We start from the raw sequence: 24,820 nt of genomic DNA, 5'->3' as shown, positions 1-24,820 counted from the left end.
GATTTCGGCACCCCTCAATCGAAAAAACACATTGGAACCCCATTCGGGGACTTGAGTTAGCCAAGTGTAAAGCGGGTCATACTACCGTGGAACATGCGTAAAAAAGGCGGCCTCGAATTTGATTCGATTTCGCCAGACAAGGAAGAGCCATGTCGCTGGAAATCGTCGAAGCCGTTCAAGCCGCCAAGCGTTGTGAAGACGCCGCCCGCAAGAACAAACAGCGCGAGACCTATAGCCATTGCGGTGTCCGTCTCGAGCCGCAGTACAAGAACATTGCCCATCCCGCCGTGTCGGGTGCCGTGGCGGGACGCTGCGCCGACAGTTCGCGCCGCTCCAAGTGAATCGCTGACGAATTTTCGGGTTTCCGCCGTTCTTGCTAGGGCATTTGAGCGAGATAGGTGATCCGAACGGACCTTTCATCTTGCCTCCCACTCGCTTGTCGGGCAATTTTCCGATGAGGGGCATTGATCGGAGGTTTCAGAGATGAGCCGATACCCCTTGCTGCTGGCTGCTGCGACAGCTTTTTTACTGACCGCGACTTCAGGCGCGTCCTTTGCTACGTCCGGTCCCGGTTGCCTCTACGTCGTCAATGTCGCTCCCTACGATGTGCTGAACATGCGCGCCCGTCCGAGTGCCCGTTCCGCCATCGTCGATCAATTGCCGCCGCGACGGCACGGCATCATCCATCTGGACGCTAAGTGCATCCCCCTCAACCGGCCATGGGGCTCACGCTGGTGCCCTGTCACTCATTATGAAAGCGACCGGGTCACGAAAGGCTACGTCAAAGCGCGCTACGTCCGCGACTCCGATTGCCCCTAAATAGCGGAACTTTTAAAGCTGCATCAGAAGCTTGGCGCCAATCGCTGCCATAATGATTCCGATCAGGCCGTCGAGGACGCGCCAGGCCTTGGGGCGTGCGAAAACCGGCGATAAAAGGCGTGCGCCATACCCCAGCGCAAAGAACCAGACAAATGACGCCGCCATCGCGCCAGCTCCGTAAGCCGTCCGTCCCGCCCCGTCATAGCGGGCCGACAGCGAGCCGAGCAGAAGCACCGTATCCAGATAGACATGAGGGTTGAGGAAGGTGAAGGCGAGGCAAGCGGCCATCGCGGCCGCCAGACCGCCCGACTTATCCCTGCCCGCAGAGGATTCCGCCATGGCGCTCGGTCGCAAGGCACGCCGAAAAGCGATCAGCGCGTAGCAGAAAAGAAAAATCGCGCCGCCGAGCGTCACCCAGTAAATGAGAGCAGGCGATTCAGCGATGAGTGTTCCGAGCCCGGCCACGCCGGCTGCGATCAGCAACGCATCCGATAGAGAGCAGACGAGGCAGAGGATGAAGACATGCCGGCGCATAAGTCCCTGCCGCAGAATGAAGGCATTCTGCGCGCCGATGGCGATGATCAGCGTGGCGCCCAGGACGAAGCCGGTACCGAACGGTCCGGCAAGAGACACGGTTTGGTCCACGGGCATTACTCTCCGAAAAGATCGATCTGTGATGGCGCATCGCGCCTTGGAGCCTGGTCGTCCGGCACGGCATGCTGCAGTTCCGGTCCCATATTGGCGGTCTTGTTGACGCGATCGGAAACGGGCACGGCACGCCAGAAATCCTCCGGCGCCGGTCGGAGCAGATCCGCGATATGACGCGGCTCGCCGTCGCGGCAATCAAGCCAGCGTTCGAAATCCGGCGGCGAGATGGTGACAGGCATCCGGTCGTGAATGGGATTGAGCGATTCGTTGGATGCCGTCGTCAGAATGGCTGCCGTCTCGATCTCGGAACCATCCGGTGCCATGAAGGCGCTGTAGATGCCGGCGAATGCGACGACTTCGCCGGCGGCTGGGTAGATCCAGAAGGGCTGCGGCTTTCCGCCGCTGCGCCGCCATTCATAAAAACCGCTAGCGGGTACGAGCACCCGCCCATGCCGCATCGGTCCACGAAAGGCGGGCTTTTCGGCAGCCGTTTCGCTGCGTGCATTGAACATGAGCGACAGGTCGGCGAGGTCCTTGGCCCAGGATGGGATCAGTCCCCAGCGGACCAGTCGACCCTCCCGCACCGGCCTGACCGATTCGGACGCGTATCCGTCACCCGCCATGACGACGAGAATGGGCTGGGTCGGAGCAATATTGTATCGAGGCGGAAACGCCTCCAGCGTGTCGAGGTCGAAATGGTCCTCGATCCTCTGCGACGAGGTGGTAAGGGAAAAGCGTCCGCACATGCGGCGCAACTTTCCCGCCCAACCATGCGGCGTCAAGCGGAGTCTGGCCATGGACGACACGATTGAAGGCGTATCCGTTATCATCCGACGCGAGGAGTGCTTTCTGCTCGTCCGCCGCGCGCACCCGCCCTTTCAGTACATGCTGGCTTTTCCGGGCGGCCGTGTACGAAAAGGAGAGAGCCTGCACGATGCCGCCCGTCGCGAAGTTGAGGAAGAGACAGGCCTGTCGACCAACGCACTGGAGGCAGCCGATACGTTCGACATCGAGACCGAAAAGGGCCGCTATCGCCTACATGTCTTCAGCGCGACCGCAGAAGGCGATGCCGTGGCGGGCGACGACGCGGCATCCCTCTATTGGCTGGATTTGGAGGCCATGCAACGTCAGCGAAAGGAGATTACCGAGGACACGCTTCGCCTGGCGCAGAGCTTCGCGACAGAAAAGGCGCACCGGGTCGAGCGACCGTCTTGAATGTGCCGCGCTTTGCCTTCAGAGAAAAAGTCATGATCAGACGCTCCACCCTTCTTGCAGGTTTTTTGGCTGCCATCGTTCTGGCGGCACCGGCTGCCGGCCAGGACGAAACCGAAGCCGATGCCGAGGACACCGCATCCCAGCCAGCCGTGACGGTGGAGAGCGCCGAATCGACCTATCTGCCGGACCTCCTTCGGCTGGCCGAGATATCGGGCTCCATGCAGTATCTGCGCACACTTTGCGGCGAAGCCGATGACAACTGGCGTCAGGCAGTCGGAACCATCATCGCCAATAGCGGCGGCAACGAAGCGATCGAGCGGCGGCTCACGGCCGCCTATAATCGTGGCTACCGGCGCTATGCGAGCTACCATCGCACCTGCACCCCCGCTTCGGTCAGCGCGGCGGAGCGTTTTCGCATCGAGGGCAGCCTGCTTTCCAAAAGTCTCGTGGACCGTTTCGGCAATTGAGCGAACCGCTTCGGGACAGAGTTTAGCGCTCTCTCCCGACAGAATTCTTTCCGGTTAACCAATTCAGCGCATGGATGGTGCGTCGCTGCGTCGCTGTGCTACACCGATTAAGACTCGTTTAATGAACGAAGAAAGCGGAACGGTTTCATGCAGGATACGACGAGCGACATCGAAAGCCGCATTCTTGAAGAGATGCGCCTCTGCGCCAGTGAATCGCACGACGAAGCCTGGGCTGAAGGACGGATCGCCGGTATCGACGTCGAAATTCTGGCCGAAACCGCAATTGCAACGGCACTTTCCGCACTGCAGAGCGAAGCGGGAGAGCAGGCCGCGGCGGACATGTTGAGCCGGATGCAGGACCGGTTGACCGCCGGCGAATTCGATCCCTCGCTTCGGCATCATTGAGCATCCTCCTATCGTCTTGGGGCCATTGACGGATGAGGCATTGACGGCAATCTATGCCTCATGATGCCCAATTCCCTTCTTCGGTTTTTCTTTATCAGCCTGTTCGCTGGCTCGTGCCTCATTGCAACGTCATCGGCTTTCGCTCTCAGCGAGGTGAAAAGCGAAGACGGCGAAGTGCTGGCCGCGCCTGCCGAACCTCTTGCGGAAGATGGCCTGCCGGCAGACGAATCGGTGGCTTCAGAAAAGGTGGAAACCCCCGTCAAAGCGCTGCCACCCCTGGAAGACGATCCGCAGCTCGCGCCGGAGGGTGAGCCAGGTCCGGTCGAGACGGCTCCCCTGCCCCCGCCCAGCCCGCCGGGCGCCGCCGATCCCGTATTGGAGGATACCTCCGGAACGGACGCGGAAGAGGATGTGCCAAGCCCGTCTGACAATGCTGGCGATGGCGAAGAAGAAGCCGTCGACAAAGCCGAGCCAGCGCCCGCTACGGCGAACGGAGACGAGCATGCACCAGCGCCGGAGAACAAGCCGCTCCCGCCCGTCAGCTATGACATGACGGCATTACCGGAACCGGTGGCGCGTATGCGTGGGCTGATTCTGGAGGCGGCAAAGACCGGAGATATTGAACGTTTGCGTCCCTATCTCGGGATAGGCGAAAAGCAGACAGCGCTTTCGATTGGTCGGATCGAGGATGACCCGATTGCCTTTCTGAAGGACGTCAGCGGCGATGAGGATGGGCAGGAGATTCTTGCGATCCTCTCCGAGGTCCTGGAAGCGGGCTATGTTCATTTCGATGAAGGTCAGGAGACCGAACTCTATGTCTGGCCGTATTTTTTCGGCCGCTCGCTGGAATCGTTGACGCCTGAACAGAAAGTCGAACTCTTCCGCATCGTCACGGCCGGCGATTACGCCGACATGCTTGAGATCGGCGCATATGTCTTCTATCGCGTCGGCATCACACCAGACGGAGAATGGGCATTCTTCGTGTCGGGAGACTGACGCATGAACCGTTACGCCATCAATGATAGAGCGGTGATCACCGTTACCGGTGTCGAAGCAGAGCACTTTCTGCAGAATCTCATCACGCTCGACATCAATCTTCTTTCTGCCGATGAGGTGCGCCCCGCCGCTCTTCTGACGCCACAGGGCAAGATCGCCTATCCGTTTCTGATCAGTCGCATCGCCGATGGGTTTCGGCTGGAGACGGCCTCCTGCAGGGCGGATGATCTCAATACCCGGTTCAATCTCTACCGGCTGCGAGCCAAGGTTACCGTCGAAAACCTTGGCGAAACGCCGATCGCCCTGACGGAGGACGAAGCCGGCGGCCTGAGGGACGTCAGGTTTCCCGATGAAGCAGGCATCGGCCGTCTCTACGAGGAGATTGGCGATCGAGCGCAGACCGATGATCGCGCCGTTGCCGAAATTCGAATCCGCCATTGCGTGCCGGAAGAAGACAGCGACTATACGGTCGGTGATGCCTTCGCCTTCGATGCGCTTCTGGACCAACTCGGCGGCCTGTCCGTCAAGAAGGGATGCTTTATCGGGCAAGAAGTCGTCTCGCGGATGCACCATCGTGGAACAGCCCGGCGGCGCGTCGTAAAGGTTCTGGCAGATCAGGAGCTGCCCGGTCGCGGAACGTCCCTCGACGCGGCCGGAAAGCCGGTCGGGGAGATCGGCACCGTGGTCGGCCAGAGCGGACTGGCCATGGTCAGAATTGACCGGGTGGCGACCGCCATCGCGCAACAGATCCCTGTCACGGCCGACAACGTCGAAGCTCGCTTCGAAATACCGGAGCGATTTTCCTTTTCGATCGAGCCCGGCGGCGAGAGCTGAACGTGAGTCAGCCAAAAGAACAACGGGCGTGGCAGCGTATGCTGTCGGGACGCCGGCTCGACCTCCTCAACCCGTCGCCTCTCGATGTTGAGCTCTCAGATATCGCCCATGGCCTTGCGAGAGTGGCGCGGTGGAATGGTCAGACGAAGGGTGAGCATGCTTTCTCGGTGGCGCAGCACAGCCTCCTCGTCACCGATATCGTGGAGCGAATGAAGCCGGAGGCCTCCTCCGAACTGAAGCTCGCGGCGGTGCTGCATGACGGACCGGAATATGTGATCGGCGATATGATCTCGCCTTTCAAGGCGGTCGTGGGTGGCACCTACAAGGTGGTCGAGAACCGCCTTCAGGAAGCCATCCATCTGCGCTTCGGCCTCCCCGCAGCGCTGCCATCAGACTGGAAACGATGCATAAAAAGAGCCGATATCATCGCGGCCTGGCATGAAGCCATCACGCTGGCAGGCTTTTCCGAACGTGAGGCAGCACAGACATTTTCGCGGCCACGGGGTTTCGATCCGACGGGTCTCGACCTCACTCCGCGTGCCGTTTTTGTTGTCCAAAAGGATTTTCAGGAGCGCGTAGAACGGCTTGAGGCGGCCGTATCCCGCCAGCGCTCTTCGTAGCAAAAGCCTGCCTCCCTTGCAGTTTCGCCGGAAAATTGCCACGTCGCAAAAATAATGCCGCCGGCGACGGCCCAATCCAATAGTACCGGAACGAGACGAAATGGAAGAATTAACGCAACAGGTCACCGCCGAGGTGACGGGTGCTTTCAGCGAAGCCACCGGAGAATTGACCGCGCTTATCGCCGAATACGCCTTCTCGGTGGTTGGCGCGATCTTCATCCTGATTTTCGGCTGGATTCTCGCCAAGGTCCTGGAGCGATGGACCCGTAGCGGCCTTTCCGCCTTCCGGCACATGGACGCGACCCTGACGCGTTTCCTGTCGAAGACGGTGCGATACATTGTCCTAGCCTTCGTCATCACGACGGTGCTCAGCCAGTTCGGCGTGCAGACGACCTCGATCGTCGCCGCGCTCGGTGCCGCCGGCCTCGCCATAGGCCTTGCCCTGCAAGGCACGTTGCAGAACGTCGCCGCCGGCATCATGTTGCTGGTACTCCGACCGATCAAGGTGGGCGAACTGATCGAAGCTGGCAGCGTCATGGGGACAGTCGAAGAGATCGGTCTGTTCACCACGGAACTGCAGCGCCTCGACGGCCTGTTTCTCATGGTTCCGAACAGCGAGATATGGAACCAGCCGATCACCAACTATCACCGCAACAGCTTGCGTCGTGGCGACCTCAATATCGGTATCGGATATAGTGACAATGCCGATGCGGCGATCGCGATCATGCGCGGCCTGATCGAGCGCGATGACCGTGTACTGTCCGATCCCGAGCCTTATTATTACGTGCAGGCGCTAGGCGACAGCGCAGTCGCCGTGGAGGCGCGCTACTGGACCAAGACACCCGATTACTGGGCGACGATCAACGATCTTCGCAAGCTGGCGAAGGAGCGTTTCGACGCCGAAGGGATCAGCATTCCCTTCCCGCAGCGCGATCTTCACATCGTGTCCGGACAGGACGCGCTTTCCACTCCTGCGCCGGAGGGGTCGCCTGTGGCCGGAGCCGCCTGACAGCGCCCAGTCACTTTGCTGCGGTGACACGATGATGCAATTGCGCCTCTTGCCGTTCGTCTTTCTGCGGGTACTCATAGCCGTTCCATAAATCGGGAGTGGCAAGGCCATGATGGACGGCAAGGCGCGTGCAAAGGCGGTGAAGAGCCCGCCGGGCAATCCGGGTTTCCCGTTTCTCATCATCGCATGCGGCTGCATCATTGCAGCGCTGACATTCGGTCCACGTTCGGCAATGGGTTTCTTTCAGCTTCCCATGCTGGCGGACCGCGATTTCGACCGCAATGCCTTCGGCCTGGCACTGGCGCTGCAGAACATTTGCTGGGGCGTCGGCCAGCCTCTCTTCGGCGCAATCGCAGACCGTTACGGGACGTGGCGTGTGCTCGCTCTTTCCGGAATCCTTTATGCAGCCGGTCTTGTTCTGATGGCCACAGCCAACACGGCGGGCATCCTATATCTGAGTGCCGGTATGCTGGTCGGGTTCGCCGTGGCCGCCGGCAGCTTCGGGATCGTCCTTGCCGCATTCGCCCGCAATGTCGATGAGAGCCAGCGCAGTCTGGTCTTCGGCATAGGAACGGCCGCGGGCAGTGCCGGCATGTTCGTATTTGCACCGCTCAGCCAGCAATTCATCGAGCTGTTCGGCTGGTCGGACGCCCTTTTATGGATGGCCGCGCTGATGCTGCTTGTGCCGCTTCTCGCCATCCCTCTGACCGGCACTTCATCGACGGGACGTGCCGTCGCGGCCGTCAGCAACCAGTCGCTCGCCGAAGCATTGCGCGAGGCATTTGCCCATCGCTCCTATCTTCTGCTCACCGCAGGCTTCTTCGTCTGCGGTTTCCAGCTGGCTTTCATTACCGTTCACTTTCCTGCCTATCTGGCGGATATCGGCATCGATGCGAAATATGCCGTCATCGGATTGGCCCTGATCGGACTGTTCAACGTCGGCGGCTCGCTCGCCTCCGGTATTATCGGTCAGAAAATGAGCAAACCACTGTTTCTAACCCTTATCTATGTGGCGCGTTCCGTCGCGGTGGCGGCCTTCGTCCTGTTGCCGCCCAGCCCTGCCACCGTCATCGCCTTCTCCATCGTCATCGGCATATTGTGGCTCTCGACAGTGCCGCCGACCAACGGACTGGTCGCGGTGATGTTCGGAACGAAATATCTCGGCATGCTCGGCGGGATCGTCTTTCTCTCCCACCAGATCGGCTCCTTCATGGGCGTCTGGCTCGGCGCTTATCTGCGGCAGACGATGGGGAGCTATGATCCTGTCTGGTGGATCGGCGTGATATTGGGGCTCATCGCAGCGCTCCTCCATTGGCCGATCAGCGAGCAGCCTGTCGAACGCGGCATAGTCGCCGCGGCCGAGTAGAGCCACTCAATCGTTTCGCGAGGGCAGATCGAAGATCATGCAGGTCTCGGTTCCGAACGCATAGAGTTTGCCGTCCGGCCCCGTCAGCCTTGCTTCCGCTATTCCGAGCGTACGGCCGGCCTGCACGATCGTGGCCTCGCAGCGATACATGCCGCTATCGGGCACGATCGGCCTCAGATAATTGAGCTTCATCTCTACCGTCGTGGAAGCCCGGCCGGCCGGGCAGGTGGAATGGACTGCGCAGGCCAAGGCCGAATCCATGATCGTGGCGGCCCATCCGCCATGGACGGTTCCCATCGGATTGAGATGTGCCGCGGCAGGCCATCCCACGAAAACGACGTGGCCCTCCTCCGCTTCGCTCATCAGGAAATCCATGGATTGACCGATGGGAGGGGGAGGGAGTTCGCCGGCAATCATGCCTTGGAACATTTCCAGCGCCGATTTTTCGTATGGCGTATCGGGCGAAACAGGGTTCCATTCTCCCGCCTTCAGCTCGTCGAGCTTTTTGCGCAGTTGCACATCATTCATTGGGAGGCTCCTTGTCGGCAGCCTTCATGGCCCGGAAAGCGGCCTCCAGGAAAGCCTCACGCTCCGGGCCGGGTGGTTTTCCACGGGGCCCGTGAATGTCGCGTTCGAAAAAATGGATGAGAAGCGTCGTTGCCTTCCGCATACCCTCGGCATCGGCGCGCGACTGCGTATCACGCAAGAAGCCAGGCAAAGCGAGCAGCCGCGAGGCCCATGGGGCGCCGGCCTCTGCGGATACGGCCCTTCCGCTCTTCGGGGAAACATAGATGAGATTCTGCGTCGTACCGGTTGCCGCGCATGTCCTGAGGTCGAGACCGAAACCCATTTCATCCAGCAGCATCAGTTCAAAGCGCAGGAAGAGTTCGACTGCGCGTTCGGGCTCTTCCAGATGATCGACCAGAAGCGCCGTCATGTCGAAGAGCCGTGGATGGGGATCGCGCTCTGGCAGAAGACGAAGGTGAGCGGCGAGCGCCTGCAATCCATACAGGCCGGCCGAGCTGCCATAGAGCCGTGCTGCGTGATGCTGCAAAGGCTCGACAGTAAAGGTGCCGAGATGTTCGTCCAACCGGGCGCGCCATGCTGCGGAAACACGGTTTCCGGGCTGGAGGACCGGCTGCATGCGCCGGGAGCGGCCGCCTCGGACCAGACCGAGATGCCGGCCGTGGCTGGCTGTCATCAGTTCCAGAACCACCGCGCTTTCGGAATGGCGGCGAACACCGAGGACGATGCCTTCATCCGTCCACTGCATGGCGGCCTCGTATCAGGCACCCGCCCGAAAGGGGTGCCGAGCTATTTCGAATAATCGAGTCCGATCTCCCGATAGCGGTCCGGATCATCCGACCAGTTGTCGCGCACTTTGACGAAGAGGAAAAGATGGATCGGCTCTTCCAGCAATGCGGACAGTTCTTCGCGGGCGGCCGTGCCGATCGCCTTGATCGTCTGGCCCTTGTGGCCGAGGACGATCTTCTTCTGGCTATCCCGCTCCACATAGATGACCTGCTCGACCCGAATACCCTTCTTGCTACGCTCCCATCGTTCCGTTTCGACATGGGAGGAATAGGGCAGCTCCTGATGCAACCGCAGATAGAGCTTCTCTCGGGTAATTTCCGCAGCGAGAAGCTGGAGCGGCGCGTCGGCGATCTGATCCTCGGGATAGTACCACGGCCCCGGCTGGGCGGTTTCTTCCAGCCAATCCATGACATCCGCCGTGCCCGAGCCATTCAGAGCGGAGATCATGAACGTCCGCTCGAAATCGACGGTCTCGTTCGCCTTGGCGGCGAGTTCAAGCAGACGGTCGGGCTTCACCCGGTCGATCTTGTTGAGAAGCAGAGCCTTGGGCCGCGGGTTCTCCGCAAGCCGCTCGAGGATGATGGCTGCATCGCCCTCAAGGCCGCGTTCGGCGTCGACCACGAAAAGGATGATGTCCGCATCGCGCGCGCCGCTCCAAGCACTGGCGACCATGGCACGGTCGAGGCGGCGGCGCGGTTTGAAGATGCCCGGCGTATCGATGAAAACGAGCTGCGCCTGCTTCTGCACAGCAATGCCCTTCACCATCGTTCGCGTCGTCTGGACCTTGTGCGTCACGATGGACACCTTGGAGCCCACCAGCCGGTTGAGAAGCGTCGATTTGCCGGCATTGGTCGCGCCGAGAAGGGTCACGAATGCCGATTTGGTGTCACCTTCTTGCGCGATACCGTCGGTGCGGGTTGGTTCGTCCGTCAATTGCTTTCTCCGTCCGCAGCCCAAACCTTTTCGGCAATCAGCATCCGTTCGGCCGCTAGCCTTTCGGCCTCACGCTTCGAACGACCTTCTGCCTGCTGGGATCGGAAACCTTCAACTTCGACACGCACGGAAAAGACCGGATCGTGGTCGGGCCCGCTACGATCGAGAACATGATATGTCGGCGCCTTGCCGATCTTCTGATGCGACCATTCCTGCAATTCGGTCTTGGCATCGCGGCGGCCTGCCGTCTTCGACTGCGCGCGTTCACGCCAGTGTCTTTCGATAAACGGACGCGCGGCGCCCAGCCCGCCATCAAGATAGATGGTGGCGATCATGCTTTCCATCACATCCGCGCGAAGGGACTGACGTTTCCGTCCGGCGACGCTTTTGATCTCCGAGCCGGTACGAATGAGCTTGTGCAGCCCGATCTCTTCGGCCACTTCCGCGCAGGTGGTCGCATCCACAAGCTGGTTCAGCCGAACCGACAATTCCCCTTCATCAGCATCCGGAAACGCGTCGAAGAGCATCTCTGCGATGACCAGACCGAGGACGCGGTCACCCAGGAATTCAAGGCGCTCGTAATTGCGGTCATGTGCATGTCGCGCGCTCGAATGCGTAAGCGCGCGCTCAAGCCGCTCGGCATTCTGAAATTCGTGGCCCGTCAGGGCACCAGCCTGGCGTGCCAGTTCCTGGGGATCTGTTTTATCCCGAGCCATTTTCAGTCGATCAGATCAAGCAGCCGCGAAGCGCGCAAGGTGCTCGGCCAGCGCCAGACAGCAAGCGGGCTGGCACCATCGGAAACGGAGAAGAAAATGATCTGCGCCTTGCCGACGAGATTTTCATACGGCACGAACCCCACCGCAGCCCGGCTGTCATTGGAGTTGTCGCGGTTGTCGCCCATCATGAAATAATGACCTTCCGGCACCACGAATTCGCGCGTGTTGTCGGAGATGCCATTGGGCGTGATATCCAGCGTCTCGTAGGAAACGCCATTCGGCAGGCTCTCGCGATAGACGTCGACGGGGCGGTCGATTTCGGTGATGTCCTCATCGTCGATCGTGCCGATCTTCTCGCGCTCCACCAGTTCACCATTGATGGAAAGCTGTCCGTTTTGCATCTGGATGCGATCGCCGGGCAGACCCACCACGCGCTTGATGTAGTCCATCGACGGATCGGGCGGAAACTTGAAGACGGCCACATCGCCGCGTTCCGGTTCGCTGCCGAAAATCCTGCCATCGAAAATATCGAGGCCCAGCGGCAGCGAATAGCGCGAGTAACCGTAGGACCATTTGCTGACAAAGAGGTAGTCGCCTTCGAGAAGCGTCGGGCGCATTGAGCCGGACGGTATCGAAAACGGCTGGAACAGAACCGTTCGCAGCACGAGCGCCAGAATAAGCGCCTGCACCACCACCGATATCGTTTCCGAAAAGCCGCTTTTGCCGGATTTTTCGGCCTTGGCCTTACTGTCGCCCTGTCCTGCCACGCCGTCCTCGTTCTTGCCGGCCTCAGGCTGCCACGGACCACTGTCCATGCCGCCTTTGAATGGAATCGTCTTTACAGGGCCGAGCCCCATGCTGCAATGCGGCTGGACCGCTTCATCGGGCTTTCGGCAAGGCTTCGATGATGACGAAGGCCTGCGCCAGCGGATAGTCGTCCGTAATGGTCAGATGGATGGACGGCTCGTGCCCATCCGGCATCATTGAGAGAAGCCGTTCATAGGCGCCATTTGTCAGAGCCATGGTCGGCTTGCCGGAGGGCAGGTTCACGACACCCATATCACGCCAGAAAACGCCATCTCGCAGGCCCGTCCCAAGCGCCTTGGAACAGGCCTCCTTGGCGGCGAAGCGCTTTGCGTAGGAGGCGGCGCGTTCGGTCCTTCGGTCCGATTTTCGTTGCTCTATATCGGTGAAAACACGTTGCTCGAAGCGGCCCTTGAAGCGCGTCAGCGTCTTTTCGACACGCCGGATATCGATAAGGTCGGAACCCAGCCCGATAATCATGCCGTCAACACTCCATCCTGGCGCGACGCGCTTTGGGCCTGCCGCGCACGGGCCTTCGCCCTTTCGACCAGCCGGCGGCGGCGCTGCTGCTGGAAAGCGGCGATGGAACCACGCAACAACGCATAGGTCGTAAGGGCGGCAACCGTTCCCCATATCAAACCGCCGATCGTCATCGGCTTCAGAAGCGGCTGCCAGAGCGCATCGAATTCCATATGCATCAAACGCTTGCCGATCCAGCGATCCGATGTCGTCGCATGATAGCCGAGCATGTAGCGGCCCGTCTCCAGCGTGGTCGCCCAGATCAGCGGAAAGGTGAGCGGATTGCCTGCGAACGTGCCGATGGCCGAAGCAATCACATTGCCGCCAATCAGCCAGGCGAGAGCGGCCGCACCGATGATGTGAAAGCCGAGATAGGGCGTGAACGAGGTCAGAACGCCGGCGGCCACACCGGCTGCGATGGCATGAGGGCTGCCACTGAGGCGCAGGACTCGTTTCGTGAAATAGGCGATCGAGCGGGACCAGGACCGGCGTGGCCAGACGGCGATACGGAACCGCGTCCATCCTGTCTCCTCGCTTCGTCGTCTAAATAGCATCTGAAAATCCTGGAGCACAGACCGCTCGAACCGCTCTGCGCACGACTCTGTCACCTTCGGGTTAAACTTCGTTTCACGTCGCCAGCTCGGCTGCCTCGGCAAAACATCAGCCGAGATTGCGACTGCCCGGCTTGACCGGCGGTATGGCCGACAATTCGGGCGGCAGATTGTCGGCGGAGTAGGCAGGAACTTCATATTCCGCCAGCGCGATCAACGGCACGCCGATATCGGCCTTGCCGGCGGAACGGTCGATGATGCAGGCCGCGGCAACGACCTCCGCGCCAATCTGGCGCAAAGCCTCCACAGTTTCCCGGATCGACAGGCCGGTCGTGACGATATCCTCGACGATGACGACCTTCGCACCCGGCTCCATCTCGAAGCGCCGCAGACGAAACTTGCCGTCTTCACGTTCGACCCAGACGGCCGGCACACCAAGATGCCGCGACGTCTCATAGGCGGGAATGAGCCCGCCAACCGCCGGACCCACGACATAGTCGATCGCGCCGTCCGTCTCGCTGCGAATGCGTTGCGCCAAGGCACGGCAAAGCCGCTCGGTCTTGTCCGCGTGCATGAAAACGCGGGCTTTCTGCAGGAAAACAGGGCTACGAAGGCCGGAGGTCAGGATGAAGTGACCTTCCAGAATAGCTCCCGCTTCACGAAAGACATCCAGAACTTCATCAACGCTCATGCTCATGCTGATCCCTCCGACAGTTTGAGCCGAGCTAGCCGAAAAGCCGGCGAATGTCACTGACCGTGTCGCACTCCCGCAGGGCTTGCTGCAAGCGGGTGAGATGCTTCAGGTCCCATACTTCCAGATCGATCCGCATCTCGGTAAAATCGGTGGCGGTACGCGTCATGAGGAGTTCGTGAATATTGGCGTCGAGCGACGCGATGATATTGGTAATGGCCGCGAGCGAGCCCGGCTGGTTGATAAGCGTCACCGCAATGCGCGCTGGGAACCGCTCGCCGGACGCCGAATCGATATCCCAGCGGACATCGACCCATCGTTCAGGCTGATCATCGAAGGCGATCAGCGCATCGGACTGGATGGGATAGATCGTAATGCCGCGTCCTGGCGTCAGAATACCGACGATGCGGTCCCCTGGCACGGCGCCTGACGCACCGAAATGGACGGGCAGATTTCCGGTGAGGCCGCGGATAGGAAGAGCGTCGGCCGTTTCGCCCTCCATGCCCGTGGTCTCAGGCATGTGAAACAGCATGCCTGGCCCGGCTGACAGGCCGAACCAGCCCTGCTGATCGCGAGGCCGCATCCTGCCTTTCGCCGCCCCCTCCAGATGCGACGCCCTGTCGCCCTGCCAGTCCGGATAGAGAACCTTGACCACATCGTTCGATGAGATCTCTCCGCGCCCGACAGCGGCCAGCAAATCAAGAGGCTCACGCTGACCGAACCGGTGAAGATGCGGTCCGAGAGCCTCGAGCGAGAAGATTTTACCTGCATATTCGAAAGCGCGTTCAAGAATACGTTCGCCAAGTCCCGAATATTGCCTGCGGGTTGCCGCGCGTGTCGCTCTGCGGATCGCCGCCCGGGCCTTGCCGGTCACGACCATGTTCTCCCAGGCGGGCGGAGGCGTCTGGGTTTCGGAGGTGACGATCTCAACCTCGTCACCATTGACCAGTTCGGTCATCAGCGGCGCAATCGCGCCATTGATCTTACACGAGACCGTTGTGTCACCGATCTGCGTATGGACGGCATAGGCGAAATCGATCGGAGTGGCGCCGCGGGGGAGCGCGATGACCCTGCCCTTCGGGGTGAAGCAGAAGACCTGATCGTGAAAGAGTTCCAGCTTGGTGTTTTCGAGAAACTCTTCCGGGGCCTCGCCCTGGACCAGGGTTTCGATCGTGCGGCGAAGGCTGGCAAAGGCGACGCTCTGGCTCAGCGGATCGTCGCCGCCTTCCTTGTAGGCAGCATGGGCCGCGACGCCGTATTCGGCGATCTGATCCATTTCCTCCGTCCGGATCTGCAGTTCGATACGCTGACGCGACGGCCCCACAATGGTGGTGTGGATCGACTGGTATCCGTTCTGTTTTGGCGTGGAGATGTAATCCTTGAAGCGCCCGGGCACCATTGACCATTCCCTGTGAATGGCGCCCAGTGCGCGATAGCAGTCGTCTTCGTCGTAGACGATGACGCGAAAGCCGAAAATATCGGACAATTGCTCAAATGAGAGCGTCTTTCGCTCCATCTTCCGGAAGATCGACCACGGCGTCTTCTGCCGGCTCTTCACCCGCGCCCGAATATGGGCGGCCTCGAAGCGTTCGCCAAGTTGCGATTCGATGGTCTCGATCAGGTCCGAATTGCGGGCGACATAGCTTTGGAGTCTTTCCGTGACCATCTGATGGGCCTGCGGATTGATATACTGGAAAGAGAGTTCCTCCAGCTCGTCTCGCATATCCTGCATGCCCATGCGCCCGGCAAGCGGCGCATAGATTTCCATCGTTTCTTCGGAGATGCGAACCTGCTTGTCGGGACGCATCGCTTCCATCGTCCGCATATTGTGCAGACGGTCCGCCAATTTGACGAGCAAGACGCGGACGTCGTCGGAAATTGCCAGAAGCAGCTTGCGCAGGTTTTCAGCCTGCTCGGCCTTCTTGGAATGCAGCTCCAGCTTCTTCAGCTTGGTCAGTCCCTCGACCAGCTTGCCGATTGCCGGGCCGAAGGTCTGGTCGATCTCCTGACGGGTGGCGTCCGTATCCTCGATCGTATCGTGCAGGAGGGCGACGGCGATCGCGGCTTCATCGAGATGCAGGTCGGTCAGGATCGCGGCGACTTCCAGCGGGTGGGAGAAATAGGGATCGCCCGACGCACGCTTCTGATGGCCATGCTTCTGCATGGCATAAACGTAGGCCTTGTTGAGCAGCGCCTCGTTTACATCCGGCTTGTAGCGCTGGACCCGCTCAACAAGCTCGTATTGTCGCATCATCGCGCGACTACTCCTCAAGCGCGGATGCCCGCGACTTCATAATACATCGTCTATACGCAAAACGCGCCCGGCTGTTCAGCCGGACGCGCTTCGAAATTCCGAATGATCGCACCCGGTCGGCGATCAATAATCGTCGTTCTTCTCGGGTGCAACAAGACCCTCGATACCGGCAAGAAGCTCGTCTTCGCTCATCCTGTCGAAGGTGGCCGGCTCGTCCACCTCATCGCGGCTGGCATCAGGACCTGCCTCTTCATCGGCCATCTCGCGGGCAGGCTCGATCAGTGCATCCGAAGCGGCATGCTCGTGCTCGTCGACCTCGACATGCTTCTGCAGCGAATGGATCATGTCCTCGCGCAGATCTTCCGGCGACAACGTCTCGTCGGCGATCTCACGAAGAGAAACAACGGCGTTCTTGTCGTTGTCGCGGTCGACGGTAATCGTGGAACCCTGACTGATCTGCCGGGCACGGTGAGCCGACAGGAGAACAAGGTCGAAACGGTTCGAAACCTTGTCAATGCAATCTTCGACGGTCACGCGGGCCATGCCGGGTTCCTTTCAGTGCGGTGCATGTCTGCTGATGAAGGGCTGCCTTAACCGAACAGTTTGACAAAGGCAAGGCATGGTTCGGCCCATGCGAGAAAGAAGCCCTGTGACAAATGCAACGTTTTGTGATGAGGGCCGTTGGTTCGATATGATTTTAGATTTTACCCAAGCCCTCGTTTTCAGGCTTTTCAGGACTTACTCCAATGTTTGATCAGAGAGAAAAGATCGGCCTTTTCATTGATGGGGCCAACGTCTACGCAACCAGCAAGGCACTCGGTTTCGATATCGACTATCGCCGTCTGCTCGCCCACTTCAAGTCGCTGGGTTACGTACTGCGCGCCTATTATTACACCGCGCTGGTCGAGGATCAGGAGTACTCCTCGATCCGCCCGCTGATCGACTGGCTCGACTACAATGGCTACACTGTCGTCACCAAGCCGGCCAAGGAGTTCACCGACTCCATGGGAAGGCGGAAGATCAAGGGTAATATGGACATCGAACTGACGATCGATGCCATAGAACTGGTGCCGTCACTCGACCATTACGTCATCTTCTCCGGCGATGGCGATTTTCGCAGTCTTGTCGCGGCGCTTCAGCGACGGGGCCGCAAGGTTTCCGTGGTATCCACCCTTTCCAGCCAGCCGCCCATGATCGCAGACGATCTTCGCCGGCAGGCCGATCATTTTCTCGATATTGCCGATCTGCGCGCCGATATCGGACGAGACACGCCGGGAGACCGGCTGCCCCGCCGCTACGAGCCTGACGCGATCGATGAGGATGTCGACGATTTCGAATATGAGGAGCGCTGAAGCCACCTCAGAACGTGCGGCCTGCGGTTAGCCGTGCTCTTTCATCAGGCGGCGCTTCTGGCGGTTCCAGTCACGCTCCTTGCTCGTTTCCCGCTTGTCGGCGACGTTCTTGCCTTTGGCGATTCCAAGTAGAAGCTTCGCAATGCCCCGATCATTGAAATAGAGCTTCAGCGGCACGGCCGTCATGCCCTGGCGGTCGATCTCCTTGCTGAGACGCGCCATTTCGCGCTTGTTCAACAGCAGTTTGCGAAGCCGGCGCGGCTCATGATTGAAGCGGTTGCCTTCCGTGTATTCGGGAATATAGCTGTTGATCAGCCAATACTCGCCGTTCTCTTCAGTGGCGTAGCTCTCGGCAATGTTAGCCTCGCCATTGCGCAGGCTCTTCACCTCTGTGCCGGTCAGCACAAGGCCCGCCTCGATCGTATCATCGATCTGGTAATTGAAGCGGGCCTTGCGGTTTTCCGCAATTGTCCGGCTATTGGGATCGCTCTTTTTTGTCATGTCCCTAGCTTGGAATGCGCAGCCTTCAGTTCAAGAGGCCGGCGTGACGCATCGCATCATCCAGCTTCGCAGCGGTGCTCTCGTCGACAGTAACGAGAGGCGACCGTACGATATTCTCGATGCGGCCGAGACGGGACAGGCAATATTTTGCGCCGGTCGGATTGGGTTCGATGAACAGCGTCTTGTGAAGCGGCATGAGACGGCCCTGCAATTCGATCGCCTTCTCTCGGTTGCCCGAGAGGGTCGCGCGCTGAAACTCGGCACAGAGGGCCGGCGCGACATTGGCGGTCACCGAAATGCAGCCAACGCCGCCGTGAGCGTTGAAGCCGAGCGCCGTCGAATCTTCGCCCGAGAGCTGAATGAAATCTTCGCCGCACGTCACGCGCTGTTCGGAGACCCGGTCGACCTTCGCCGTGGCATCCTTCACCCCGATGATATTGTCGAAATCATGGGCGAGACGTCCCATCGTCTCCGGCGTCATGTCGATCACCGAGCGGCCCGGAATATTGTATATGACAACCGGAATCGAGACGGCGGCGGCCACTGCGGCAAAATGGGCGTAGAGACCGCGCTGGTTGGGCTTGTTGTAATAGGGCGTGACGACGAGGACCGCATCGGCTTTGACGCTTTCGGCAAAGCGGGCAAAGTCCACGGCTTCGGTCGTGTTGTTCGATCCTGCGCCGGCGACAACAGGAACACGGCCATTGGTGATCTCAACCGTCATCTCGATCACGCGCTTATGTTCAGCGTGCGTCAGGGTCGGGCTTTCGCCGCTCGTGCCGACCGGGACCAGACCATCGCTTCCCTCGGCGATCTGCCATTCAACGATATCGCCGAACGCTTTCTCGTCCACCGACCCGTCCTGTGTGAAGGGGGTGACGAGCGCGGGCAGCGATCCTCTCAGCATTTCAGTCTCCAGACGGTATAAGGGGGCGCGTGGCACCGGTTGCAGAGCGGCGCACCATAATTTGCAGCAGATGAGGCGGCAAGCCTCAGAAACGCACCAAATCACGCTCGATTTATTGGAGGCAATTGACGGGTCGCTGCAAGGGTTCGTTAACCCGTACTTCACAGTCACCGTCTATTCTGGTCCGTTGTGGCGCAGATATGGTCGGGCCTCTGACATGTCGACGCCAATCGAGTAGAGTCCGCCCAATTGGAGCGATCATGCGTTTGCGTCTTGCCCTTTCTGCAAGTCTTGTTCTCACCGGCATCTCGATGACGGCCGCCGCCCCCGCCGGCGCTCAGGTGACCTCCGCCATCCCCCCCCGCACCAACGGTCCATCTTCATATGATCCGGTGCGTTTGAAAGCCGGCCTGGATGCCGTGACGGCCGATGAGTGGAGCAAGGCGCGCCAGATCCGCGATACTCTTTCGGGCTTGGATCGTGAAATTCTCACTTGGGCCATCGCCTATTACGGCGGCGATAATATTCCTTCTGCCGAAATCGCAGCCGCCGCAGCCGGACTGAACGGGTGGCCCGGCGCGGAGCGCCTTCGCCAGAATTCCGAACGGGCGCTCGCCTCTGAAAACCATCCGCCCCAGTCTATTCTCGCGGCCTTCGGCTCCACCCAGCCTGAAACGATCGAAGGCGCAAAGGCGCTAGCGAGCGCAAAACTGGCCATGGGCGACAAGACAGGCGCCGGTGAAACGCTCGCGCCGCTCTGGCGCAGCCAGAAGATGGATGCGTCCGACGAAGATGACATTCTCCGCCGTTTCGGGCCGTTCATTTCGCGGGCCGTACACTGCGATCGCATGGAAACCATGCTTTATGAAGACCGCGTCCGCAGCGCTGGGCGAGTGGCAAGCCTCTGCGGGCGCACCCGGCTTCATGCGGCATTTGCTGCAGTCACGCGCAAACAGTCCGATGCCTGGAGCCTGCTCTCCGCCGTACCCGGCAATGAGAGAACCGATGCTTTTTACTTCGCGAAGGCTCGGCATCTGCGCTGGCAGGGGAAATTTCAGGAAGCGGCGGTAGCTCTGCTTGAGGCGCCGGACAATGCCGGACGTCTCGACCCCGACGCATGGTGGTTCGAGCGCCGCGTCCTGTCGCGCGAATTGCTCGATATCCAACAACCCGCCCTCGCCTACCGGGTAGTTTCGCAGCATGGCGGCGGACGCGAGGTGACCCGGATCGATGCCTCCTTCCATGCCGGATGGTACGCGCTGCGCTTTCTGAACGAGCCGAAGCGCGCCGCCAATCATTTCCGGAACATTCTGCTGCGGGCCGAAGGGCCGATTTCCAAGGCACGAGGCTATTACTGGCTCGGCCGTGCGGCGGAGGCCGGCGCGGGCGGCGATCCACGCGATTATTATCGGCAGGCCGCACGGTACGATGTGGCTTTCTACGGCCAGCTTGCAGCCGCAAAGCTCGGCCGAGACACGCTTTCGGTCGAATTTCCCAAGCCGACCGATGCGGAGCGCTCGACCTTCGCACAGCGCCATGCTGTTCAGGCCATCGCACGGCTGGAAGCAGCCGGCCATGAGCGTCGCGCACGCCAGCTTTATTTCGACCTCGCACGCGAACTGACCAGTCCAGGAGAACTGGCCCTTCTCGCCGTGAAGGCCGAACAGAGCGAAGGTCACTACCTCGGTCTGAAGGTCGGGAAGATCGCTGCTTCGCGCGGCCTCGACATCGGCGCCCTCGCCCATCCCATCGGCGCCATTCCTGCCCAGACGCAGATCGGTAGCGCAGACAAGGCGCTGGCCTATGCGGTGGCGCGCCAGGAAAGCGAGTTCAACACCGGCGCCGTCTCTCATGTCGGCGCGCGTGGTCTTCTGCAATTGATGCCAGGCACCGCCAAGCAGATGGCCCGCAAGGCCGGCCTTGCCTACAGCCCGCAACGGCTGACAAGCGATGCGGCCTACAACACCATTCTGGGTGCCCATTATCTGGATGAGCAGCTTGCCCGATTCGACGGCTCGATGATCATGACCTTCGCCGGGTACAATGCCGGCCCGAGCCGCGCGGCCGAGTGGGCGCAGCGCTATGGCGATCCGAGAAGCATGAGCGTGGAAGCCGCCGTCGACTGGGTCGAGCGCATTCCCTACACCGAGACGCGCAATTACGTGCAGCGCGTCATGGAGAACTATCAGGTCTACCGCATGCGCCTGTCAGGCAAAGTGCAGCCATCGGTCGATCTGACGCGGGGCCGCTGACACCTCCGACCCTGGAAAGCTGCGGCCTCACCCCTATCCTTTTCAAACGTGACAAAGGAGGGGCTTTCCGATGGTCAGTGATCAGGACCTTGGCGATGAAGGCGATATTCGCAGGTTCAGCGCCAGCGACGGCACAGAAATCGCGGTCCGCGTCTTCGGTGAGGCCGTCGCAGGCCGCCTTCCCGTCATCTGCCTGCCGGGCCTGACCCGCAACAGCCGTGACTTTACGCCATTGGCGAAGACGCTCTCGTCCATAGGCGAAGGGCGGCGGGTCTACGCATTCGATTTCAGGGGGCGTGGCCTCTCGGAGCCGTCGGAGAACTGGGAAGACTACAACATCCTTGTCGAAGCCGGAGACGTCCTTGCTGGACTGACCGCACTCGGTCTTTCGGACGCGCTTTTCATCGGCACATCGCGCGGCGGAATGGTGATGCATGTCATCGCGGCAATGCGGCCGACGGCAATGGTCGCCGGAGTCCTGAACGATGTCGGCCCCGTTATCGGTACCGAAGGCCTCGGGCACATCAAGACCTATCTGGCCCGCTCTGGCAGCGAAGTTGCGCCAAACGCCGTCCTGCCGGCAATGCGCAAGGCGCATGGCGACGCGTTTTCGGCCGTATCCGACGAGGATTTCCGGCGTTTCGGCATGGCCGGCCTGCGGCGGACAGAAAGCGGAAAACTGACATCCGATTTCGATCTCGATCTTTTGAAGACGCTTGAAGCATGGAAACCGGGGACAGCACTTCCCCCCATGTGGAATCAGTTTGTGAGTCTTGCGGCCATGCCGCTTATGGTCATCCGCGGAGAAAACTCGAAACTGCTGGAGGCCGAGACGGTGGACAAGATGAGGGAGATCGATCCCGATCTGACCGTCATTGCCGTGCCCGGCCAAGGGCACCCGGTCCTGCTGGAGACCGGAGATCTACCGCAACAGATCGCCACCTTTTTCGACCAAGCCGAAAGGCAGCACAAGGAGGCGTCTGGCTCGATCTGACCGCCGCGAGTGCGCCGTCAGCCGCGGCGCTTCTCCTGCTCATCGATAAGCTGACGCGCCAGCTCTATCCAGTTCTCGCGCTCCACACGGCCGGGAAAGAACAGCTGCTCGCCGATCCAGGCGGCTTCATCCGGTCCCCATGCTGCAATCTGCTCGTAGCGCGTGACACCAAGTTCGTGGAGACGCCGTTCCGTGGCGGGTCCGACGCCCCTGATGCGGCTGAGATCATCTTCTGCGGATGGATCGGCTGAGCCGGCTGGCGGATCAAAAGAGCCGGCGGCCCCGTGCGCATCGGCCGGACGGTCCATGAGCGGGTCGCCCGTCAGGGGCGGCTCGATCGGTTGTGGCTCCCTTGGGGAAGATGCTGCGTGTGAGAACGCCCCTTTCTTTGGAGCGATCATGTCCTCGAATGGAGGCTCCGACGTGGGATCCAACTCTTCCTCCATCTCCCGAGAGTCTGCCGATGGCTCGCTGGCCAGATCGCCCTTCTCGGAGTTTTCCTGACTGGAATCAAGAGCTTCGTCCTCTATAGAGACCTGCTGCATTTCACTTTCCACAAGGGAAGGCGAAGCGATGTCCTCCGTTAGCTCCTCACCGGCTTCTGCCGCAAGGTCATCAGCCGCTTCGGCGAGGCGATCCTGCCGCGGATCATCGTCCATCCCGATCTCGAAAGAGATGGCATCGGCCTCTTCATCCACGGGGCCCGGCAGGCGTTCATCCTGTGTGGAAGCGCCCGCCTCGGCTCGATCGTCATCATCCAGGTCGTGCGCCGCCCGCTCCTCAGCCAGCGCCCTGGATGCGACGGCCGACGGAAGCGGCAATGCCACGGCCGGACCCCACAGACGTCCTTTCCAAGTCGTTTCCGTGTCTGTCTGGCTCTGATGTTCGTCTACCGAATTTTCTTTCACAATCTCGTCCATTGTCTCGGAAATCACGGCGGGAAGTCCCCAGCGGCTGCGACTGAGCGCACCAAGGTCGCCAATCGGCCGAAAGGGCGGCGCTCCCGTTGATAACGAAGCATCAGCTTTTTTCGGCCGCCAGTCTTCCCTGCCCCGCGAGGCGGATAAATTTTCGTCCTCGCCTTCATAAACGCTCGGCAGGGGATCTTGTTCGCCGCCGATTGTCGAAACCTGCAAACGGACGCTCTCGTCGCTTTGCGAAGGGAGGAATTTGAGCGGTGAAGGACTGTCCTGCGGCTCCGATGATTTGAATCTTGCCGCACCCAGCGCAGCCAGATCGACATGCTCGATCTCCCCGCTCATCGTTCTGATCGCGAGTGTCGGAGACAGCTTGTCCGGCGATGCAGGCGCATCAGAGCGAATGGCGGCATCTTCCGCGCCCTCTTCCACCTGCTCGCTCTCGCCCAATAGAGAGGGCGGTGCGTCCTCCCCTTCATTGGCCTCTGTACGGATACCTAAGACGGCATCACGAATGGCCGGGTCTAGCGGCCGAAACGGCGCGGCATCGACTGATGTGGCGAGAGCATAGTCGCCATGCTCCGGCACAGCGGCACGCCAATCCGTGGCAGGCGGATCGCTGTCGCGCACCTCTTCCGTTCTCGGCCATTTCGTCACCGCAGTTGGCCGTGGTGCCCGTTCGACCCGCAGTGCCCATCGCTCCTCCGTTTTCGCCGGCGGCAGAAGGCTTGTTGCAGGACGGCCCGCCCCGGCCATCGCGGATGCCGCAGAGGCCTGCGAAAGTTCGGCCAGATCCTGCCAGGATTGAGTGCGTGGCAGCGTCTGTTCCCGAGCCGGTTGGACGGGTCGCGGAGCTGAAACTGCCTCGATGAGGTCGCGCGCCCGGCCGGCTGGGCGATGACTTTGCGACGGGGAAACGGATGGGGCGAGCTGCTTCTTGCCCCGCGTCACAAAAATGAGGCGCCTTGGAAGCCAGCCCACAAAAGCACCCAGCACTGCCGCCCAGGCGAAGAGAATAAGGGCCTGAATGAAAGGCAGGCTGACGCTCATCGGCGTCGCCCGCCCGCAGCAAGTTTCCAGCCAAGAGGGATCGATAATAGGAAGGTCAGCAGCAACAGCCACCATAGCGAGCCCACGAGGGTCGCGACAGACGCGGGCAAAAAACCACTCGTCAGATCGGATACACTCGCCGCGACCTCAGTCATCACTCCGACATCACCGTCAGCCGCTCCATTCATCGGACCGTCTCCGCTATCCCTCAGACAAGACCGGGGACAAGGTTCTGCGCTGAAGGCTCAGAATGCAAGTGGTCGATTGATCGTGAAAGCGTCGGCCGTGGCCTGGGGCTGGAAAACTCAGATGGCAACCTGATTGGGCGTATTCATTTCCTGAGCAAACCGGCGCAACAGCACCGACCAGTCACAGGGTTTCTGCCAGACCGTCACATCCGCGAGAGCGCCTTCGGCAGCCTCTCCGCTCATCCCACCCGTGCAGAACACGAACGGTTTGCCGCGCGAATGCAGCTTCTGTCCGATTTCGCGGCTCGTACCATCCGTCAATCGGTAATCGAGCACGGCGGCGTCAAATGCCACCTTTTCCAGAACATCTTCGGCAGCCGCCACCGAACGCAGGTCCGCGACGACATTGCCGCCAAGCATTTCGATCTCCGTCGCGATGTCGAGCGCGATGAGCGGTTCGTCTTCCAGAATGAGAAATCGCTTTCCCCTCAACATGAT

General features: G+C 60.6%; 29 protein-coding genes. 13 read left to right on the top strand and 16 right to left on the bottom strand.

Annotation, left to right across the window (positions count from 1 at the left end; genetic code table 11):
• Positions 1 to 149 precede the first annotated feature (149 nt).
• Complete coding sequence (locus tag D8780_RS04675) at positions 150 to 341, top strand: hypothetical protein (protein WP_121644572.1); 192 nt, start codon at positions 150 to 152, stop codon at positions 339 to 341.
• A 142-nt stretch (positions 342 to 483) separates the two neighbouring features.
• Positions 484 to 819 carry an SH3 domain-containing protein gene (locus D8780_RS15665; RefSeq protein ID WP_147440283.1) on the top strand — a complete coding sequence of 112 codons (336 nt, stop codon included), beginning with the start codon at positions 484 to 486 and terminating at the stop codon, positions 817 to 819.
• 12 nt (positions 820 to 831) lie between these two features.
• On the opposite strand, the gene D8780_RS04670 is transcribed toward D8780_RS15665, so the two are convergent.
• Both D8780_RS04670 and D8780_RS04665 read right to left on the bottom strand, forming a co-directional pair.
• Positions 832 to 1,464: a LysE/ArgO family amino acid transporter gene (locus tag D8780_RS04670; protein ID WP_245412264.1), complete on the bottom strand. Its 633-nt coding sequence runs from the start codon at positions 1,462 to 1,464 to the stop codon at positions 832 to 834.
• A gap of 5 nt (positions 1,465 to 1,469) precedes the next feature.
• Positions 1,470 to 2,213 (bottom strand): SOS response-associated peptidase, encoded by a 744-nt coding sequence (locus D8780_RS04665; RefSeq protein WP_121644570.1) that lies wholly within the window; start codon positions 2,211 to 2,213, stop codon positions 1,470 to 1,472.
• A 49-nt stretch (positions 2,214 to 2,262) separates the two neighbouring features.
• Here D8780_RS04665 and D8780_RS04660 point away from each other — a divergent pair, with 49 nt between their 5' ends.
• From D8780_RS04660 to D8780_RS04625, 8 genes are all read left to right on the top strand, one after another.
• Positions 2,263 to 2,682: an NUDIX hydrolase gene (locus D8780_RS04660; protein ID WP_158598441.1), complete on the top strand. Its 420-nt coding sequence runs from the start codon at positions 2,263 to 2,265 to the stop codon at positions 2,680 to 2,682.
• A gap of 32 nt (positions 2,683 to 2,714) precedes the next feature.
• Entirely contained in the window at positions 2,715 to 3,149 is a 435-nt protein-coding gene (locus D8780_RS04655) for a TIGR02301 family protein (protein WP_147440282.1), read from the top strand.
• 147 nt (positions 3,150 to 3,296) lie between these two features.
• Positions 3,297 to 3,554, top strand: a complete 258-nt coding sequence (locus D8780_RS04650) for a hypothetical protein (protein WP_121644568.1) — start codon at positions 3,297 to 3,299, stop codon at positions 3,552 to 3,554.
• A gap of 60 nt (positions 3,555 to 3,614) precedes the next feature.
• Positions 3,615 to 4,550, top strand: a complete 936-nt coding sequence (locus D8780_RS04645) for a hypothetical protein (RefSeq protein ID WP_121644567.1) — start codon at positions 3,615 to 3,617, stop codon at positions 4,548 to 4,550.
• 3 nt (positions 4,551 to 4,553) lie between these two features.
• Positions 4,554 to 5,384: a CAF17-like 4Fe-4S cluster assembly/insertion protein YgfZ gene (gene ygfZ, locus D8780_RS04640; RefSeq protein ID WP_121644566.1), complete on the top strand. Its 831-nt coding sequence runs from the start codon at positions 4,554 to 4,556 to the stop codon at positions 5,382 to 5,384.
• A gap of 38 nt (positions 5,385 to 5,422) precedes the next feature.
• Positions 5,423 to 6,004 (top strand): YfbR-like 5'-deoxynucleotidase, encoded by a 582-nt coding sequence (locus tag D8780_RS04635; protein WP_121644565.1) that lies wholly within the window; start codon positions 5,423 to 5,425, stop codon positions 6,002 to 6,004.
• Between the two features lie 100 nt (positions 6,005 to 6,104).
• Complete coding sequence (locus D8780_RS04630) at positions 6,105 to 7,013, top strand: mechanosensitive ion channel family protein (protein WP_121644564.1); 909 nt, start codon at positions 6,105 to 6,107, stop codon at positions 7,011 to 7,013.
• A 109-nt stretch (positions 7,014 to 7,122) separates the two neighbouring features.
• The gene (locus D8780_RS04625) at positions 7,123 to 8,379 is read left to right on the top strand and encodes an MFS transporter (protein WP_245412263.1); all 1,257 of its coding nucleotides are present in this window, start codon (positions 7,123 to 7,125) and stop codon (positions 8,377 to 8,379) included.
• A gap of 6 nt (positions 8,380 to 8,385) precedes the next feature.
• On the opposite strand, the gene D8780_RS04620 is transcribed toward D8780_RS04625, so the two are convergent.
• The 10 genes from D8780_RS04620 to rpoZ all read right to left on the bottom strand — a co-directional run bounded on the left by D8780_RS04620 (position 8,386) and on the right by rpoZ (position 16,704).
• Positions 8,386 to 8,907 carry a PaaI family thioesterase gene (locus D8780_RS04620; RefSeq protein WP_121644562.1) on the bottom strand — a complete coding sequence of 174 codons (522 nt, stop codon included), beginning with the start codon at positions 8,905 to 8,907 and terminating at the stop codon, positions 8,386 to 8,388.
• The gene (gene recO, locus D8780_RS04615; RefSeq protein ID WP_121644561.1) at positions 8,900 to 9,652 is read right to left on the bottom strand and encodes a DNA repair protein RecO; all 753 of its coding nucleotides are present in this window, start codon (positions 9,650 to 9,652) and stop codon (positions 8,900 to 8,902) included. Before recO ends, D8780_RS04620 begins: the two co-directional genes overlap by 8 nt.
• Positions 9,653 to 9,693: 41 nt before the next feature.
• Positions 9,694 to 10,626, bottom strand: a complete 933-nt coding sequence (gene era / locus D8780_RS04610; protein ID WP_121644560.1) for a GTPase Era — start codon at positions 10,624 to 10,626, stop codon at positions 9,694 to 9,696.
• Positions 10,623 to 11,342, bottom strand: a complete 720-nt coding sequence (rnc, locus tag D8780_RS04605; protein ID WP_121644559.1) for a ribonuclease III — start codon at positions 11,340 to 11,342, stop codon at positions 10,623 to 10,625. Before rnc ends, era begins: the two co-directional genes overlap by 4 nt.
• Positions 11,343 to 11,344: 2 nt before the next feature.
• Positions 11,345 to 12,157 carry a signal peptidase I gene (gene lepB / locus D8780_RS04600; protein WP_121646367.1) on the bottom strand — a complete coding sequence of 271 codons (813 nt, stop codon included), beginning with the start codon at positions 12,155 to 12,157 and terminating at the stop codon, positions 11,345 to 11,347.
• A gap of 64 nt (positions 12,158 to 12,221) precedes the next feature.
• Positions 12,222 to 12,626, bottom strand: coding sequence for a holo-ACP synthase (acpS, locus tag D8780_RS04595; protein WP_121644558.1), 405 nt, complete (start codon positions 12,624 to 12,626; stop codon positions 12,222 to 12,224).
• A complete protein-coding gene (locus tag D8780_RS04590; RefSeq protein WP_121646366.1) occupies positions 12,623 to 13,219 on the bottom strand; it encodes a DUF2062 domain-containing protein in 597 nt (198 codons plus the stop codon). The genes acpS and D8780_RS04590 overlap by 4 nt, the downstream gene beginning before the upstream one ends.
• 106 nt (positions 13,220 to 13,325) lie before the next feature.
• Positions 13,326 to 13,907, bottom strand: a complete 582-nt coding sequence (pyrE, locus tag D8780_RS04585) for an orotate phosphoribosyltransferase (RefSeq protein ID WP_121646365.1) — start codon at positions 13,905 to 13,907, stop codon at positions 13,326 to 13,328.
• 34 nt (positions 13,908 to 13,941) lie between these two features.
• Entirely contained in the window at positions 13,942 to 16,161 is a 2,220-nt protein-coding gene (locus D8780_RS04580; RefSeq protein ID WP_121644557.1) for a RelA/SpoT family protein, read from the bottom strand.
• A 123-nt stretch (positions 16,162 to 16,284) separates the two neighbouring features.
• Positions 16,285 to 16,704, bottom strand: a complete 420-nt coding sequence (gene rpoZ / locus D8780_RS04575) for a DNA-directed RNA polymerase subunit omega (protein ID WP_121644556.1) — start codon at positions 16,702 to 16,704, stop codon at positions 16,285 to 16,287.
• A gap of 203 nt (positions 16,705 to 16,907) precedes the next feature.
• Here rpoZ and D8780_RS04570 point away from each other — a divergent pair, with 203 nt between their 5' ends.
• Complete coding sequence (locus D8780_RS04570) at positions 16,908 to 17,513, top strand: LabA-like NYN domain-containing protein (protein ID WP_121644555.1); 606 nt, start codon at positions 16,908 to 16,910, stop codon at positions 17,511 to 17,513.
• Positions 17,514 to 17,540: 27 nt separating this feature from the next.
• On the opposite strand, the gene smpB is transcribed toward D8780_RS04570, so the two are convergent.
• The gene (smpB, locus tag D8780_RS04565) at positions 17,541 to 18,014 is read right to left on the bottom strand and encodes an SsrA-binding protein SmpB (protein ID WP_121644554.1); all 474 of its coding nucleotides are present in this window, start codon (positions 18,012 to 18,014) and stop codon (positions 17,541 to 17,543) included.
• Between the two features lie 25 nt (positions 18,015 to 18,039).
• Positions 18,040 to 18,921 carry a 4-hydroxy-tetrahydrodipicolinate synthase gene (dapA, locus tag D8780_RS04560; RefSeq protein WP_121644553.1) on the bottom strand — a complete coding sequence of 294 codons (882 nt, stop codon included), beginning with the start codon at positions 18,919 to 18,921 and terminating at the stop codon, positions 18,040 to 18,042.
• A gap of 260 nt (positions 18,922 to 19,181) precedes the next feature.
• Here dapA and D8780_RS04555 point away from each other — a divergent pair, with 260 nt between their 5' ends.
• Both D8780_RS04555 and D8780_RS04550 read left to right on the top strand, forming a co-directional pair.
• Positions 19,182 to 21,173 (top strand): lytic transglycosylase domain-containing protein, encoded by a 1,992-nt coding sequence (locus D8780_RS04555; protein ID WP_121644552.1) that lies wholly within the window; start codon positions 19,182 to 19,184, stop codon positions 21,171 to 21,173.
• Positions 21,174 to 21,243: 70 nt separating this feature from the next.
• A complete protein-coding gene (locus D8780_RS04550; protein WP_121644551.1) occupies positions 21,244 to 22,167 on the top strand; it encodes an alpha/beta fold hydrolase in 924 nt (307 codons plus the stop codon).
• 17 nt (positions 22,168 to 22,184) lie between these two features.
• On the opposite strand, the gene D8780_RS04545 is transcribed toward D8780_RS04550, so the two are convergent.
• Positions 22,185 to 24,134 carry a hypothetical protein gene (locus D8780_RS04545; protein WP_121644550.1) on the bottom strand — a complete coding sequence of 650 codons (1,950 nt, stop codon included), beginning with the start codon at positions 24,132 to 24,134 and terminating at the stop codon, positions 22,185 to 22,187.
• A 305-nt stretch (positions 24,135 to 24,439) separates the two neighbouring features.
• Positions 24,440 to 24,817: a response regulator gene (locus tag D8780_RS04535; protein WP_147440281.1), complete on the bottom strand. Its 378-nt coding sequence runs from the start codon at positions 24,815 to 24,817 to the stop codon at positions 24,440 to 24,442.
• Positions 24,818 to 24,820: the final 3 nt, after the last annotated feature.

Source organism: Notoacmeibacter ruber, assembly GCF_003668555.1.
Lineage (GTDB): Bacteria > Pseudomonadota > Alphaproteobacteria > Rhizobiales > Rhizobiaceae > Notoacmeibacter > Notoacmeibacter ruber.
Note: the sequence above shows the minus strand (reverse complement) of the source record. Positions and strands in the feature narration are given on the sequence as shown.